The sequence below is a fragment of the Undibacterium sp. TJN19 genome, assembly GCF_049339485.1.
Taxonomy (GTDB): domain Bacteria; phylum Pseudomonadota; class Gammaproteobacteria; order Burkholderiales; family Burkholderiaceae_D; genus Undibacterium.
This window is the reverse complement of the sequence record NZ_JBMPPL010000004.1, coordinates 82,181-97,427: the sequence shown is the minus strand read 5'-3', so window position 1 is coordinate 97,427 and position 15,247 is coordinate 82,181. Positions and strand designations below refer to the sequence as shown.

The window sequence follows — 15,247 nt, the reverse complement described above, 5'->3', positions numbered from 1 at the left end:
AGGGAAATGGGTAAGTCATCGCAGATAATTTTTTATCAGCATTCATCATTGAATTCCCTGACAAGGAAATCGATGAAAGCCCGTGCTGCCATAGGTAATCTGTTCGAAGGTACGTACAGTGCATACAGACTGATCTGCGGCGCTTCCTGCCAGTCTTTCAGTATCTGTACCAGTTTGCCCTGCGCCACAAATTTTTGCGCGATGAATTCCGGCTCCATAATGATGCCCAGGCCATCGGCAGCAGCCTGGGCCAGCATTTCGCCATTATTGGAACACAAGGCACCGCCAACCCGCACGCGCTTTTCATTGCGGCCATCCGTCAATTGCCATTCTGCACCGGCCAGGTTGTGGCCATAATTGAGGCAGCGATGCTGGGCAAGTTGCGCCGGTTCTTCTGGCTGACCGTGCTGGGCCAGATAGTCGGGGCTGGCATACAGCGAGCGTTTCACGGCACAAATACGGCGCGCTGCCAGATTGGAATCGCTCATGTGGGCAATACGCAGACTGAGGTCAAAACCCATTTCTATCGGGTTGAGCATGCGGTCATTCAAGTCCATGCGCAATTCAACACGCGGATGCAGTTTCAAGAAACTGGTCATGCGTGGTGCCAGCATGAGGGTGCCAAAACTCATGGGTGCGTTCACGACCAGTTTGCCTACTGCCTGCGTGCGCCTTTCGGTCAGGGCCAGCGCCACTTCATCCGACAGCGCCAGGATAGAGCGCGCATATTCATGCAGCTCAACGCCTGCGCTGGTCAGTGACAGAGCACGGCTGCTGCGGTTGAACAGCTTGACGTTGTAGGTCTCTTCCAGTGACGCCACCAGTTTGCTGACCTGTGAACGCGTGACCGCCATTTCTCGCGCGGCAGCGGCAAAGCTGCCATGTTGCCACGAGAGAGCAAAAGCACGGAAAGCATCGAGTCTGTCCATGACAATGTTTCCAATTTAGATACGCAATGCCTCTATTCTACTATCTAGTGTTCAATCTGGAAACAAACTAAGCTTACTCATGTCTGCAAACAAAGACTTTAGTACAAAACCAAACTTGAATTTTTCGGAGAACCAAGATCATGACTAGCCCAAAACTGGATTTACTGACCCCCGCCAACCACAGCCTGATCCTGATCGATCATCAGCCACAAATGACGTTCGGCGTTGCCAGTGGCATAGACCGCCAGCTATTGAAAAACAATGTCGTGGCTCTGGCCAGGTCTGCCAGGGTATTTCAAGTGCCGACCGTACTGACTTCAGTGGAGACTGCCGGTTTTTCTGGCGAAATCTGGCCTGAATTGCTGGCTGTGCTGCCAGACAATAAAATCTTCGAGCGCACATCGATGAATACCTGGGATGATGAAGCCGTCAAAACTGAATTGAAAAACTTTGGCCGCAAAAAACTGGTGTTTGCCGCGCTGTGGACAGAGGTCTGCCTGACCTTCCCCGTGCTCGAAGCCATGCGTGACGGCTATGAAGTGTATTTTGTCGAAGACGCGTCGGGTGGCACATCGGCGGCGGCACATAACATGGCCTTGCAGCGCATGATACAGGCAGGTGCTGTGCCTCTGACCTGGCAGCAATATCTGCTGGAGTTGCAACGTGACTGGGCGAAGAAAGATACGTACGAAGGCACAACCGGTGTCGTGCTTGATCACAGCGGTGCATATGGTTCTGGAATAGATTATGCGATCACGCATGTACACAAAATGGCCGCACGCAAAGTCGCGTTTGAGCGACAATGAAGTGAAGCAGGTCATGTCCCGGGAATATTCAGTCCAGGGGCATGGCAGCATCTGATCAATCTTACTGACATCTGACATCATGATCACACTCGCCGATACGATTTACCTGAATGGCCGCTTCACCACGCTCGACAAGCAAAATCCGCAGGCAAGTGCGGTAGCGATTGCCGATGGCAAGTTCATCGCCGTGGGTGATGCGGATGAAGTGCTCCGTCACCTTGGTGACAGCACCACGGTCATTGACCTGAAAGGCCGGTCGGCAATTCCGGGGCTGCATGACAGCCATACCCATCTGGTACGCGCCGGGCTGAACTACACGATGGAATTGCGCTGGGACGGTGTGCCATCACTGGCAGACGCAATGCGCATGCTGAAGGAACAGGTCGCCCGTACGCCAGCACCACAATGGGTGCGCGTGGTGGGTGGTTTTACCGAGCACCAGTTTGCCGAAAAACGCTTGCCGACTTTGGCAGAAATCAATGCTGCCGCGCCAGATACACCGGTATTTATTTTGCACCTGTATGACCGCGCATTATTGAATGGCGCCGCCTTGAGCGCTGTCGGTTACACCAAAGATACGCCCAGCCCGCCAGGCGGCGAGATAGAACGCGACAGTCATGGCAACCCTAGCGGCCTCTTGCTGGCAAAACCGAATGCCATGATCCTGTATGCGACGCTGGCCAAGGGACCAAAACTGGACCCCGATGCACAAGAGATTTCAACCCGGCTCTTCATGCGCGAACTGAATCGTCTGGGCATTACCTCGGTCATTGATGCAGGCGGCGGTTTCCAGAATTACCCCGATGACTATCGTATCATCGAGAAGTTGCAAAACGATGGCGAGCTGACGGTGCGCATTGCCTATAACCTGTTTACCCAGAGGCCGAAGCAGGAAGTTGAAGATTTCCAGACCTGGAGCGATATGCTGCCACCGCTATCAGGCAACACCATGTATCGCCACAATGGTGCAGGTGAAATGCTGGTGTTTTCTGCCGCCGATTTTGAAGATTTCCGCGAACCACGGCCAAACCTGGCTGACAGCATGGAAGATGAACTGGAGCACGTGGTGCGCCTGCTGGTGGAAAAACGCTGGCCCTTCCGTCTGCATGCCACCTACGATGAAACCATCAGCCGCGCACTGGATACTTTTGAACGTGTTAACCGTGATATTCCGTTCAATAACCTGCACTGGTTCTTTGATCATGCAGAAACCATCAGCCCGCAAAATATAGATCGCGTCAGGGCATTGGGCGGTGGTATCGCCATCCAGCACCGCATGGCCTATCAGGGCGAATATTTCATCGAACGCTATGGCAGCCAGAAAGCCGCGCATTCTCCACCGGTCAGACGCATGCTTGATGCCGGCATCCCCGTTGGCGGTGGTACCGACGCCACACGTGTTGCCAGTTATAACCCCTGGGTCAGCCTGTCATGGATGATCACTGGCAGAACCGTGGGTGGCACCAGCTTGTATCAGTCAGATAACCTGCTGGACAGGGAAACTGCATTGCGCCTGTGGACCACAGGCAGTGCATGGTTTGCCAATGCCGATGGCAAACAGGGACAGATCAAGGCCGGCCAGCTGGCCGACTTCATCGTGCCTTCGGCAGATCTTTTTGCCATCCCCGAAATGGATATTGCCAGCCTGGTATCGCACCTGACTGTCGTCGGTGGCAAGGTCGTGCATGGTGATGATGAATTTTCCAAACTTGCGCCACCAACGCCACGCGCCGCGAATGACTGGGCACCCACCAATGCCTTTGGCGGTTACTGGCGTGAACCTGTCAAACAAAAGCCTGGCCAGGCTGGCCATATAAAAAAACAAGTCATGCATGGCGATTGTTGTGCCAAGCCATGTCAGGTACATGGCCATGGGCATACATCGAGCTGGCTCAATCCTGTGCCGGTATCGGATGAGAAAAGTTTTTGGGGTGCGCTTGGCTGCGCATGCTGGCTATGACATTACCACTATCAGCACAAGGGCTGGCTTTGTCGCTGCTGGCGCTGGTGTTTGTCTGGAGCGCGCTTGACAAGCTGCTGCACTGGCAGGAAGGTCTTGCCGAGGTACGCGAACAATTGCGATTTTTTCCCGTGCTTTTGTTGAGCGGCACGGTACTATTGCAGGCACTTGGTGCCGCCGGTTTGCTGGGGGCAGCTTTCTTTCCGGCTTACCCGGCAGCGCGTCACTTCGGCGGCTGGTCAGCGCTTGCACTTGCCGGTTTTACCTCCATGGCAACTGTCTTGTTCCATGCTTTCTGGCGGGAAGCCAGTAGCAGGGATGTACGGCGCATGCTGACGGTATTTCTCGAGCATATTGCACTTGTCGGTGGCCTGTTAATGGCAGCCACGGCTTTATTGGTGACTTGATTGCTAGCAACTTGAGTCAAACAAGCATACAAAAAAACTGGAATTTCTCATGCAAGCCAACACCGCTTCAGCAACACCCGGCACCAATGCTGCTCCTGCATTTCACCCATGGATGGCTCCCCTGCTGGCGCTGGTTGCCGCATATATCGATACCCTGGGTTTTATTGCCTTGTTTGGTTTATTTACGGCTCACGTGACAGGTAACTTTGTATTGATCGGTGCGGCCTTTGTGCATGGCGGCAGCGGCATGACTTTAAAGTTTCTGGCCTTTCCGGCCTTTGTCATCGGGGTCTTGATGGCCAAATGGACACACGGCTATCTGTCAGCCCGCGGCAGCAACAACATTGTAAAAATCTTGCTGGCGCTGGAAGCCGTATTGCTTCTGGCCTTTGCCCTGGCGGGAATGATTTTCCGGCCTGACCTTGGCTCAGATCATGGCTTGACAGCCATCATCACGGGCATGACAGGTGCGCTGGCAATGGGCCTGCAAAACGGCACGAGCCGCCTGAGCCTGGCCAGCCTGGTACCGACGACGGTCATGACCGGCAATGTCACGCAAATTATCATCGACCTGGTAGATGCCCTGTCCGGCAATGCTGTCGCGCGTGAACGCATACGGCGTTTCATACCGGCGGTAGCAGGTTTTGTTGTTGGTGCAGTGGGTGGCGCGCTGGCCTATGTGGCCATGGGTTTTGTTGCTGTCCTGCCGGTGATTGCTGTCTTGCTGATCCTGATACGCATTGCAGATCAGCGTCAGTGAAATGCCGCAAAGAATTTATTTGCCTGGTGCGGGTTTGGCAGGTTCGGGTGTGCTTGATGATTTAACAGAATTGGACGGGGTGGCCGCAGTCCTGTCATCTGCATCCCCATAACGATTGGATGCATTGATCCTGCCAGACTGCAAACGTTTGACGACTACGGCTTTGCCTTTGCTTTTACAAGGTTGATCAGACCACACGACCTTGCCATCGACCTCACAACGAAATACCGCTGTCTGCGCCAGACAAGTGATGGGGAAAATAAGCGCCAGCAACAGGCATAATTTCTTCATGGAACTTGTTTACCAAAAATACGAGTCTCATTATAAATATATTGCTGGCTGATTTATTTTTATTCACAAAATTCTTATTTGCCTGCGCAGCATTCTTTACGGCAATGTGTTCTTCACGGTATCAATGAAACCGCAATACGCATCCATGATATCGGCGCGCTGTAACAAGCCATTGTGTCCACCGCCCGGGCTGATGACAAAACGCCTGGATGCACCTGGCAAGGCCTCGAACACCTTGCGTCCCAGGTGCTGTGGCGTGACATTGTCCTTATCCCCAACCAAAACCAGCGCTGGCCCGTGATAGGAAGAGACTGCTGCTGCGTTATCTATGCCCTGCACTGCCGGGCTCAATTCAATGTTGATAAAGGGTCTGGCAAACCAGGGGGCAGTCGCCATCGCCCAGTCATGCGCGTTGGTTGCGGTTGATTCCAGTATCAAGCCATCGACAGGCCGGTTTTTTGCCACATGGCCCGCGATAAAACTGCCCAGCGACTGCCCATGTACAATCAGCTTGCCGCTGGTTTGTGCCCTGACAAGATCATAAATGCGCAGGGCGTCAGACTGCATGTTGATCACACCAGGTTCTCCACTGCTGCGACCATAGCCGCGGTAATCAAACATCACCACATTGACTTTGCACTGGCCCAGCGCAGACACCACATGCCTGGCGGAATTGTCGATATGGAACATATTGCCGCCAAAATATAAAACTGTGGCCCTGGCAGCAGCCTGGCGTACATCCACGCCCTGTAATACCTGCGCTTCTGTCGTATCCAGTGTCAGCTTTTGCAGGCTGGCACCCGGCAAGGCCCGCTGCAACTCGGCGTCATCAAATTTTTCATTTATTGTCACACCTGACCTGCTGTCGGGATGAATGAAATTGTTTTCACTGACGTGTACCGTCATGCAGGCCGACAAACTCAATGACATCACGGCTGCACAAATCCATATCCCTATTCTTCGCATCATATCTCCTGCCAAAAGGCGGTTGTTTTCAATTACAATCCAAATATAACAGAAATTAATTACTGTAAAACGATAATTTATAATTATAAAACATTTATTTATGACGACGCCTACACAATGCCGCCTGATTCGCATACTGCTTTTGCTATGCTTTTTGACGCAAGTGCTTTTCTTTATCCTGGCGTGGACGAGTACCTTGCCCAGTCTGGGCACCTGGCTGATGCGGGTCGTTGCCAAAGGACTCAGCCAGCAAGAAATGCAGAATTTGAGCAGCGCTGAACGCTGGCTGGGGGTGTTAACAGGTTTGCCTGTCATCATCAGCATGGCAATCGGCTTATGGAATCTGGATCGATTGCTGGCCAGGCTCAATCAAGCCACCATGTTTTCGCTGCAAAGCATAGGCCGCCTGCGCACGTTTGCCGGGGCAATCAGCTTGTCTACCGTGCTTTCCATCATCGAACCACCGGTACGTACCGCAGCCTACCTGTTATTGCCGGGGGAACATACTGGCAAATTTTCTGTCTCGGTCAGTACCGAAGAACTGGTCCTGTTACTGGTCTGCACGGTGTTTTACCTGGTCATCGGCATCATGCACGAAGGACGCAGGCTGGCCGAAGAAAACGAGGCTTTCATCTGATGAGCATCATCATTAACCTCGATGTCATGCTGGCCAGGCGCAAGGTCAAATCCAAGGAACTGGCACAATACGTCGGCATCACGGAACAAAACCTGTCCCTGCTGAAGTCTGGCAAAGTAAAAGGCGTACGCTTTTCCACGCTGGAAAAAATTTGTCAAAGACTGGCTTGCCAACCCGGGGACATCATGGAATGGGTGGATGATGGCAAAGACTTCAGCGATGACGAAGAAACCACATAAACCCTTACGACGGATAAGGTATTTTCATCAATCGGTCTGATTGACTTATGATGCGCTGCACATCGAATACTTGTAGCCGACATGGAACGTTTTAAGTCACTTGCCAGTCATAGTATCTTTATAAAGGAGACTCCGAATGAAACAGTTTTTGCTCGCCATGAGCCTGATACTGGGTGTCAGCAATATCGCCCTGGCCGATGATGCCTTGAAAGCAGCCATCGCCGGTCAACAGCGTACACCTGCCAACGCAGTACGCGACAGTGCACGACACCCTTATGAAACCCTGACTTTTTTTGGCATCAAACCCAACATGACAGTGGTAGAACTGGCACCAGGCGGTGGCTGGTATACAGAAATACTGGCGCCATATCTGCGTGACAATGGCAAGATGATTGCTGCTCTGGGCGACCCCGCTGTCAGCAAGGGAGCCGCCAACTTCAAACAAAAACTGGACGCTACGCCAGCCGTCTATGGCAAGGTACAAATGGGGGTCTTTTCACCGCCAGCCAAACTTGATTATGCGGCCAAGGGCAGCGCTGATATGGTGCTGACTTTCAGGAATATCCATAACTGGATAGAAAGTGGTGAACCTGCCATGAAGACCCTCTTCCAGAGTGCCTATGACACCTTAAAACCAGGTGGGGTCTTTGGCGTGGTTGAACATCGCCTGCCAGCCAGCAAAACCCAGGATGAAAAAGCCAGCACAGGTTATGTACATGAAAGCTATGTCATCAAACTGGCTGAAAGCGTAGGCTTCAAGCTGGCCGGGAAATCTGAAGTCAATGCCAACCCGAAAGACAATGCCGATCATGAAAATGGCGTCTGGGCTTTGCCGCCAACCTTTGCCAACAAGGATAAAGACAAAGCCAAATATGAAGCCATCGGTGAAAGCGACAGAATGACGTTGAAGTTCGTCAAACCATAAGGTTTTAGTGCCCAAACGGCACGACACTGGCAAGACAGGCAGTAACAGCTTATGATGGCTGCTACTGCCTTTTTATTTTGGAACGACCATGTTCAAGAAATGCCTGTTACTGCTATTGTCCGGCTTGAGCATGACGGCAATCGCCGCAGATAAATACCAGGTCGACCCGGAACATACGTTCAGTTACTTTGAATACCAGCATTGGGGCTTATCCGTACAGCGCGGGCGTTTTGATAAAAACAGCGGCAGCATAGAAATCGATACGGCCAGCAAAACGGGTAGCTTGCAAATTGCCATAGATGCTGACTCCATTAACACTGGCACAGAAACGTTCAATAAAATCTTGCGTTCAGAGAGTTTTTTCAACGCAGAAAAGTATCCGAAAATCTCTTTTCAGTCGAACAGGATGGTCTTCAATGAAGACCGGCTGGTACAGGTCGAAGGTGACTTGACGATCAAGGATGTCACACGCAAGGTCACCGTCGATATCACACAATTTGAATGCCGCTTCATGATCCTGTACCTGAAGCGTGCGTGCGGGGCAAATGGCAGCACAAAAATACTGCGCAGCGATTTTGGTGTTGGTCGCTACGTGCCCTTTGTCAGCGATGAAGTGACCTTGTCATTCAGTGTGGAAGCGATCAAGGATTAATCCGCCCTACTTGCTCAAGCCCTGATCAAGTGTAGCGAATAACAATTGCCCCAGCTACCGCCAGCAAGATAGCGGCCAGCCGCTTTGCAGAAATTTTCTCATGCAAAATCCAGGCGGCAATCGCGGTGGCAAATAAAATGGAAGTTTCACGCAAGGCAGCAATGGTGGCCACGGGTGCCAGCGTCATCGCCCACAGCGCAAGGCCATAAGAAGCGACTGAACAACTGCCCCCCGCTATACCCAGCAAATATTTACCTTTGCCGTAATTGAAAAACGCATGCCTGTCTCTCAGCAAGATATGGGTTAACAATAATAATGCTGTCAGCAAAAATATCCACAAGGTATAAGCCGCAGGCGCAGCCGACTTGCGTACGCCGATACCATCCACTATCGTATAGCCCGCAATAAAAACCGCATTCAATAGCGCAAAGCCACGGGCAGAAAAACCACTGGTCTGCTTTTTTTGTGCCCCCTGATCCAGCAGCGATAATCCCATGATGCCCAGAACCAGCATACCCAGTCCCAACCAGCGCATGGGTGGAACAGCTTCACCGATGATGCTGCCGCTGGCAACAGCGACCAGCAGAGGAGCGGTACCGCGCATGAGTGGATAAGCCTGACTCATGTCGCCAACCCGGTAGGCAGCTGCCAGCAGATAAAAATAAATAAGCTGCAAAACGACCGAGGCAAGTATGTAAGCCCAACTGGCGATAGCGGGTGGTGTGACAAAAGGCAGAATCAGTGCGCAGACAAGACCTGCGCCGCTGGTGACCAGTACGGTGTTGAAATACTTGCTTTCACCAACCTTGATAACGGCGTTCCAGACAGCATGCAGGAAGGCAGCGAACAAGACAATTGCGACAACGATTGTTGACATACATTGATGGCGTCACTGCGCCAAGATCGGGGCTAATGCAAAACGACGATATTAATATTACCCGCATCTGGATTGCTGCTGGCTTTTTCATGCCCGATAAATTTCAGTTGCGCGGCCTTGCCATCCCATAGCATTGCCGAGCCGTCATAGGGGCTGCGCAACGCCGCTGGCGCATGTTCAAGATAAGCAGGTATGTCCGCATCCGGGATTTTCTTGCGCAGGATTTCTGCCTGCAGACTGATCAGGCGCAGATAGCCATCGGTATCAAGGCTCTTGCCAATATAAGTGAAAACATAATCTGGCATGCTTACCTGCATGAGGATTTTTCCGACCGGGTTGTAGGCATGGCCAAGGTAAAAAGAAATACCGCTGGTGTTCAAGGGATCACGCATTTTTTTCAGGTTTTCTTTTAAGGCACTATAATCTTGTGCTATATTTCGGGCCGCATCGATAACGATATTCCAGTTACTGGCGACCATATTGGTGCTTGCATTAGGCTGGAAAGAAAAATTATTGAGCACATTCAATGGCCACGGCGCAATTTCTGATTGGTCTTGCGTCATCGCCAGGTTGGCGCGCAGATTGTGGAAGAAATTTGCCTGCGCACTTGCCTCATATAAAAATGGCCGCTCCAGACTTTTTTCAGACTGGGTCATGGGACGTACCAGCACGCTGATACGCTCTGCATATCGCTCGGTCAGTGCCGGATATAAAACCAGCAGTTCGCTGACCGTCCGCGCCTGCTTGCGCAGCGCAGTCTGCATCACCATTTTGGAAATGAGGCTGGAACTGTTTTTCAATGCCACTCTGAGATAACGGTCATTACTTTCCAGCAGTTGCAAACCCGTATCCAGTTTGCCGTCAGCGATATCAAAAACGACCTGTGTCAGCAATAAATCCATTGCCCGGCTTAAGCTGCTGTATTGTGGCAAGCCTGCATTGATGGCGGGTATCAGGTGTTCTTCATAGTCACCCATTTGGCGCATCAGTGCGTAACGCCGTGTCAGCACCTGGTTGCTGGCCATCTGTAGCGACAATTCGGCGCGTTTTGCCAGATCCATCTGCACACAATTTTGTAGCGTTTGTTTGCAACGATGATGGTCCCAGTGGAAGCTCAGGTAGGCCTCATCAGGCTCAGGATGAGCGTGGCTTTCATAATAAACTTTATCTTTTTGATATAGCGCTTCCTGGGCATTTATTTTATCAATGCCTCTTTTCAACAGGTCAGTGTCCTGCCCTGCATTCATCATCGTCAATATATAGAAACCATTTTGTGCATCAGGTACGTGGAATTGCTGATCGCGTAACAAGACTTGCGCCTCGGGCGTCAACGCTTCATCTTTCCAGTTAATGACAATGAAGACCACCAGCAGCGACAGCACGATCCCTATAATGACCATGATGATTCTCAGGCTCCAGCGACCCAGTGTTTTCAACCTGGAGCGATAGCCCGGCCTGATTTTCCCGGCATGGTCAGTGAGTGCGTTTGACATGGATGATTTTCAAGTGGATTTATCAAGAGATAGCGACCTGGCCTGCAAACCACGCAGAACTACGTGCGAATTATCTGTAAGTCGACACGCTCAGTCCACGGTTAAATTGTAAAATAAATACCGGTTTCACCAATTTGTGGCATTCAGCCACTTTTTAAAATTCTCATTGATAAACCCTAAAAAATGCCGCCAAGCTTACGCCCCGCCCTGTTGCGCGATTATGCTGTCATCGCTCAATGGATCAATAATACCGAAGCTTGCGCCCGCTGGGCCGGGCCACAACTGCCCTTCCCATTCGTCAGTACAGATTTGCCGGCCCTGCTGGCGAAGCCGGAAGCGCAGGCATTTGTATTGGTCGCCAAGAATGGGGAAGTAGCTGGATTTGCCCAGTTCTGGCGGCGTGACGCACGACGTGTCCACCTGGGGCGTATCATCGTTTCACCATCAGTACGCGGGCTGGGCTATGGCAGGATATTGTGTGAACAACTGATGCAACAGGCTATCAGGACAACCGGCGCGCCGGTCATCAGCCTGCGTGTTTATCGTGATAATGCGGGGGCGCTGCATTTGTACCATCAGCTAGGCTTTGCAGCGATAGAAAGCGATTCAAATGCAGAGGTGCTGGCGATGGAATATCGCTGTGAATAATCAGGCCGCAGGCCGTTTGTTTGTCAACAACACACCAACGACCACAAAGACAGCACCAACTAACTGACTGCCCTCCATCTGTTGCCCAAGAATGACACCCACCAGACTGGCAAATACCGGTACCAGATTCATATACACGCCAGCTTTGGCTGGCCCCATCTCTTGTACGCTGCGGTTCCACCACAGATAAGGCAATACCGTGCCGAACAGACCCAGAAAGACAATTGCCAGCAAAGTTTGCGCGTGGGGCATGACGAAGATATCTGGCGCTTCGGCAAAAGCCAGCAGCATCAACATGACGGCGGCCATACTGACCGTCAGGCTACTCAGCAAGGCACTCGGTACCTGGCTGGCATAGCGCCTGGGCAACACGCAATACACAGCCCAGCACAGGCTGGAAAGGCTGACCAGCATATCGCCATGTGAAATATGCAGGTTCAGCACCGCCTGCAGGGAACCATGCGCCACCACGATCAACACACCCAGCAGACCCAGCACCAGGCCTGCCGCTTGAAAACCGCGTATTTTTTCACGGTTCAACAAGGCATTCAACAAAACAATCAGCGCTGGGTTAAAAGCCATGATCAGGGCAGCATTGACTGAACTGGTAGAGCGCAGGCCGTAAAACATGAACAGGCTGAAACCCAGCACACCAAACAGCGCCAGCACCAGCAAGATGCCGATATGCGCACGTATGGCCAGCCACTGCGTGCGCAGGGCTGGCAGGGTCAAACCCGTGAGCACCAATGCGGCGATACCGTTACGCCAGCTCACTACCGTCAAAGGTGAAAACTGTTGCAAGGCAAATTTGCCGACATGAAACACCGTGGCCCATAAAAAGGTGGCACCAAACAAGCGGGCGGTCATCATATTCATCATTTACTCCAAAGCTTTTGATTGCGATACTATAGTCATCCAATTTTGAAAAACATATAGCAAAAAATGGCAAAGCATTTTCCAGAAATAGAAAGTCGTGATTTTGACTGGAATGACCTCAAGTACGCGCTTGCCGTAGCCCGGCACGGCGGGCTGAGTCAGGCAGCCAAGATCCTGGGCAGCAGTGCCTCTACTGTTGCGCGGCATATCCAGCAACTGGAGGCGGCACTGGGGCATACCCTTTTTCTGCGCCAGCAAACCGGCTACCTGCTGACCGACGAAGGCAAGGAAGTGCTGGAGCTGATCATCAATGTCGAAGACGCCTTGCTGGCACTGGAGCGGCGCGATGCCGGTTCAGGCAGTTGTCGCCAGGTCAGCGGCTATGTGCGCCTTGCTTGCGCGGAGATGATGGCAGTGCACCTGGTCACGCCTCACCTGCCAAAACTCTTTGAACTGCATCCACAACTGCAAGTGGATCTGGCGGTGGATATCAAACTGGTTGACCTGAACCGGCGCGAGGCAGATGTGGCCTTGCGCCTGGCCAACCCAGGTGAAAAACCCGGTGAGCAGGATTACATCGCCCACGCCATCGGCAAGATGACTTTTGCCGCCTATCGCAGCAGACGACATGAAGACACAAAACAGTATGTCAGCTGGGGCAAGGATTGGGAACATTTGCCCATGGCGCAATGGCTGAAGCAGCATTTCAAAACCCAGGAACCCAGGCTGCTAAGCAATAACGCCAATGTGCAGTTGCAGGCAGCCAGGGCAGGTGTTGGCCTGGCAGTGTTGCCACGTTTCATCGGTGATGCAGACCCTGACCTGATGGAAGTCAGCATCTGCAAGACAGAATTGTCACGCAATATCTGGCTGGTGTATCACCGCGACTTGAAAGCCAGCACACGCGTGCTGGCAATGAAGGATTTTCTAAGCGATTGCGTACAGGATTACCTGAAATAAATCAGGGTCATCCTGCACGCGCTCAACCAGCGTAAGTAAATGCATCGATGCTGGTGGTATAACTGGAACTGCTGACGGTACTGACATACACATACTCACCCTTGGCCTGGGCAGGCGTGACTGTGATCAGCATATAGCCGCGGCGATAGGTATCGATATAATTGATGTCATCCACCAGTGCCTTGATAGTAGCTGCCAGCGTTGCCGGTGGCACCACGGCTGGCGGGAACACGCTTTCAAAACCACCTGAAGTCACCGACATGCCCGCAAACTCAGCGCCGACTTGTGTACCATCAGTCAGTGTCAGTTTATTGAACCAGGCATTGTGGCTGTCGCCAGACAGAACCAGGAATTTCTTGCCCGCTGTCTTCAGTTTCGCTGCCGAGTTAAAGACGGTATCACGGGCATTTGGATAACCTTCCCAGTTATCGAAGTTATACGAGATTTTGGGATTTTTCAGCGGATCAAGCAAATCTTTTTGCGTCTGCGTTTGCGCCGCAACAGGCGTACCTTTTGCTGTCAGATAAGCGGTGACAGAATCTGCACTCAGATTGGTCGACAGCACCGAAGCTGGTAATTGCACACGGCCCATGACAGTCTGGTTACCCAATACCTGCCAGGTCGCTTTCGACGACGTCATTTGCGTATCGAGCCAGGCTTGCTGGGTCGTGCCCAGCAATTGCTTGTTCTTGTTGAAGGCATACGGCAGGAATTTGGGATCAGCCACATCACGCCCCTGTGCATCAAGCATACGGTCTGGTGCCTGTTCACGGCCTATCATGCGCGTGTCTAGCATATGCAATGACAACAGGTTGCCGAAATCGAAAGAGCGGTAAATCTTCAGCAGGTTGCTGGTATCTGGCGAACGTATCGGCATCCATTCATGATAGACCTGGCTGGCCGCCGCCTTGCGTGCCGCCCACGTGCCCTGGGTTGCAGGATTATGATTTTCTGCACCGTCCATCCAGGCGTTGTTGGCGAACTCATGATCATCCCAGATGGCGATCATGGGCATGCGTGCATGCAGGGCTTTCAGGTATGGATCTGCTTTATGCAGGGCATGACGGGCGCGGTAATCGGCGACAGTCACGATCTCATTGGCAGGTGCGGAAATACGCCCTGCAACCTGTGACGCTGCCGGTGGGAATACGCCGTCCTTATACTCATAAATATAGTCCCCCAGATGCAAGGCAAACTGCGCACCGGAAGAGATGGCATTGTCATAGGCATTGAAATAACCGGCAGGATAATCACTGCAAGAAAATACGGCCAGCTTGACCTGATCCACATTGCCAACAGGCAGTGTGCGGGTGCGGCCCACGGCAGAAATGCTATTGTTCGGTGCGACAAAACGATAATAATATTCAGTGTTGGCAGCCAAACCTGTGGCGTCCACCTTGGCGGTAAAACCGCTGGCAGGACTTGTCGTGACCTTGCCTGAAAACAGCACCGTAGCAAAACTCGCATCTGCCGCCATTTGCCAGGTCAGGTCGACACTGGCATCTGTCGATATCTTGGCGTGTGTCCACAAGATGACGCGATCAGATAAAGGATCGCCGCTGGCGACACCATAATTAAAAGCTGCCATCTCGCCATTCAACTCTGGAGAAGAACCGCCGCAGGCGGTCAGCACACCACCCGATGCCATGACCGCCGCGACGGAAGACATTTTGATGACAAAGCCGCGTCGGGCAATATTCGTGGGTAAATGCTGGTCTTTTTTCTGATCGTTTTGCATCTGACTACTCCCTGGAAAATGAGAGATAGTAGAGTGAGCTTATGTCAGGCATATGACGCCAGCGACGATTCTGGAAGGAAAGT

Annotated in this window: 17 protein-coding genes; 10 read left to right on the top strand and 7 right to left on the bottom strand. The window is 52.1% G+C overall.

All coding sequences use genetic code 11. The features are described 5' to 3' along the window. Positions 1 to 35: 35 nt before the first annotated feature. The gene (locus tag ACO0LH_RS13900) at positions 36 to 929 is read right to left on the bottom strand and encodes a LysR substrate-binding domain-containing protein (protein WP_422941699.1); all 894 of its coding nucleotides are present in this window, start codon (positions 927 to 929) and stop codon (positions 36 to 38) included. Between the two features lie 140 nt (positions 930 to 1,069). Here ACO0LH_RS13900 and ACO0LH_RS13895 point away from each other — a divergent pair, with 140 nt between their 5' ends. The 4 genes from ACO0LH_RS13895 to ACO0LH_RS13880 all read left to right on the top strand — a co-directional run bounded on the left by ACO0LH_RS13895 (position 1,070) and on the right by ACO0LH_RS13880 (position 4,862). After that, complete coding sequence (locus tag ACO0LH_RS13895; RefSeq protein ID WP_422941698.1) at positions 1,070 to 1,735, top strand: hydrolase; 666 nt, start codon at positions 1,070 to 1,072, stop codon at positions 1,733 to 1,735. A 79-nt stretch (positions 1,736 to 1,814) separates the two neighbouring features. Further along, positions 1,815 to 3,695, top strand: a complete 1,881-nt coding sequence (locus ACO0LH_RS13890; protein WP_422941697.1) for an amidohydrolase — start codon at positions 1,815 to 1,817, stop codon at positions 3,693 to 3,695. Next, entirely contained in the window at positions 3,692 to 4,102 is a 411-nt protein-coding gene (locus ACO0LH_RS13885) for a hypothetical protein (RefSeq protein WP_422941696.1), read from the top strand. Before ACO0LH_RS13890 ends, ACO0LH_RS13885 begins: the two co-directional genes overlap by 4 nt. 49 nt (positions 4,103 to 4,151) lie before the next feature. After that, positions 4,152 to 4,862 carry a YoaK family protein gene (locus ACO0LH_RS13880; RefSeq protein WP_422941695.1) on the top strand — a complete coding sequence of 237 codons (711 nt, stop codon included), beginning with the start codon at positions 4,152 to 4,154 and terminating at the stop codon, positions 4,860 to 4,862. A gap of 15 nt (positions 4,863 to 4,877) precedes the next feature. On the opposite strand, the gene ACO0LH_RS13875 is transcribed toward ACO0LH_RS13880, so the two are convergent. Together ACO0LH_RS13875 and ACO0LH_RS13870 are read right to left on the bottom strand one after the other, a co-directional pair. Further along, positions 4,878 to 5,153 (bottom strand): hypothetical protein, encoded by a 276-nt coding sequence (locus ACO0LH_RS13875; protein ID WP_422941694.1) that lies wholly within the window; start codon positions 5,151 to 5,153, stop codon positions 4,878 to 4,880. Between the two features lie 96 nt (positions 5,154 to 5,249). After that, positions 5,250 to 6,083 (bottom strand): alpha/beta hydrolase, encoded by an 834-nt coding sequence (locus ACO0LH_RS13870; RefSeq protein WP_422941693.1) that lies wholly within the window; start codon positions 6,081 to 6,083, stop codon positions 5,250 to 5,252. Between the two features lie 136 nt (positions 6,084 to 6,219). Between ACO0LH_RS13870 and ACO0LH_RS13865 the strand changes: the two genes are divergently transcribed. The 4 genes from ACO0LH_RS13865 (at position 6,220) to ACO0LH_RS13850 (ending at position 8,572) form a co-directional block, all read left to right on the top strand. Next, positions 6,220 to 6,756: a DUF2975 domain-containing protein gene (locus tag ACO0LH_RS13865; protein WP_422941692.1), complete on the top strand. Its 537-nt coding sequence runs from the start codon at positions 6,220 to 6,222 to the stop codon at positions 6,754 to 6,756. Beyond that, complete coding sequence (locus ACO0LH_RS13860) at positions 6,756 to 6,995, top strand: helix-turn-helix domain-containing protein (RefSeq protein WP_422941691.1); 240 nt, start codon at positions 6,756 to 6,758, stop codon at positions 6,993 to 6,995. The genes ACO0LH_RS13865 and ACO0LH_RS13860 overlap by 1 nt, the downstream gene beginning before the upstream one ends. Positions 6,996 to 7,131: 136 nt before the next feature. After that, positions 7,132 to 7,920 carry a class I SAM-dependent methyltransferase gene (locus ACO0LH_RS13855; protein WP_422941690.1) on the top strand — a complete coding sequence of 263 codons (789 nt, stop codon included), beginning with the start codon at positions 7,132 to 7,134 and terminating at the stop codon, positions 7,918 to 7,920. Between the two features lie 88 nt (positions 7,921 to 8,008). Next, positions 8,009 to 8,572, top strand: coding sequence for a YceI family protein (locus ACO0LH_RS13850; protein WP_422941689.1), 564 nt, complete (start codon positions 8,009 to 8,011; stop codon positions 8,570 to 8,572). Positions 8,573 to 8,597: 25 nt separating this feature from the next. Here ACO0LH_RS13850 and ACO0LH_RS13845 read toward each other — a convergent pair whose 3' ends face one another. Continuing rightward, positions 8,598 to 9,449, bottom strand: coding sequence for an EamA family transporter (locus ACO0LH_RS13845; RefSeq protein ID WP_422941688.1), 852 nt, complete (start codon positions 9,447 to 9,449; stop codon positions 8,598 to 8,600). A 32-nt stretch (positions 9,450 to 9,481) separates the two neighbouring features. Further along, positions 9,482 to 10,942, bottom strand: coding sequence for a hypothetical protein (locus ACO0LH_RS13840; RefSeq protein WP_422941687.1), 1,461 nt, complete (start codon positions 10,940 to 10,942; stop codon positions 9,482 to 9,484). Positions 10,943 to 11,125: 183 nt separating this feature from the next. Between ACO0LH_RS13840 and ACO0LH_RS13835 the strand changes: the two genes are divergently transcribed. Then, positions 11,126 to 11,590, top strand: a complete 465-nt coding sequence (locus tag ACO0LH_RS13835) for a GNAT family N-acetyltransferase (RefSeq protein ID WP_422941686.1) — start codon at positions 11,126 to 11,128, stop codon at positions 11,588 to 11,590. Here the strand turns inward: ACO0LH_RS13835 and ACO0LH_RS13830 are convergent, their stop codons facing one another. Then, a complete protein-coding gene (locus ACO0LH_RS13830) occupies positions 11,591 to 12,466 on the bottom strand; it encodes a DMT family transporter (protein ID WP_422941685.1) in 876 nt (291 codons plus the stop codon). 66 nt (positions 12,467 to 12,532) lie between these two features. On the opposite strand from ACO0LH_RS13830, the gene ACO0LH_RS13825 reads away from it, so the two are divergent. Beyond that, positions 12,533 to 13,426: a LysR family transcriptional regulator gene (locus ACO0LH_RS13825; RefSeq protein WP_422941684.1), complete on the top strand. Its 894-nt coding sequence runs from the start codon at positions 12,533 to 12,535 to the stop codon at positions 13,424 to 13,426. A gap of 22 nt (positions 13,427 to 13,448) precedes the next feature. Here ACO0LH_RS13825 and ACO0LH_RS13820 read toward each other — a convergent pair whose 3' ends face one another. Then, positions 13,449 to 15,164, bottom strand: coding sequence for an alkaline phosphatase D family protein (locus tag ACO0LH_RS13820; RefSeq protein ID WP_422941683.1), 1,716 nt, complete (start codon positions 15,162 to 15,164; stop codon positions 13,449 to 13,451). Positions 15,165 to 15,247: the final 83 nt, after the last annotated feature.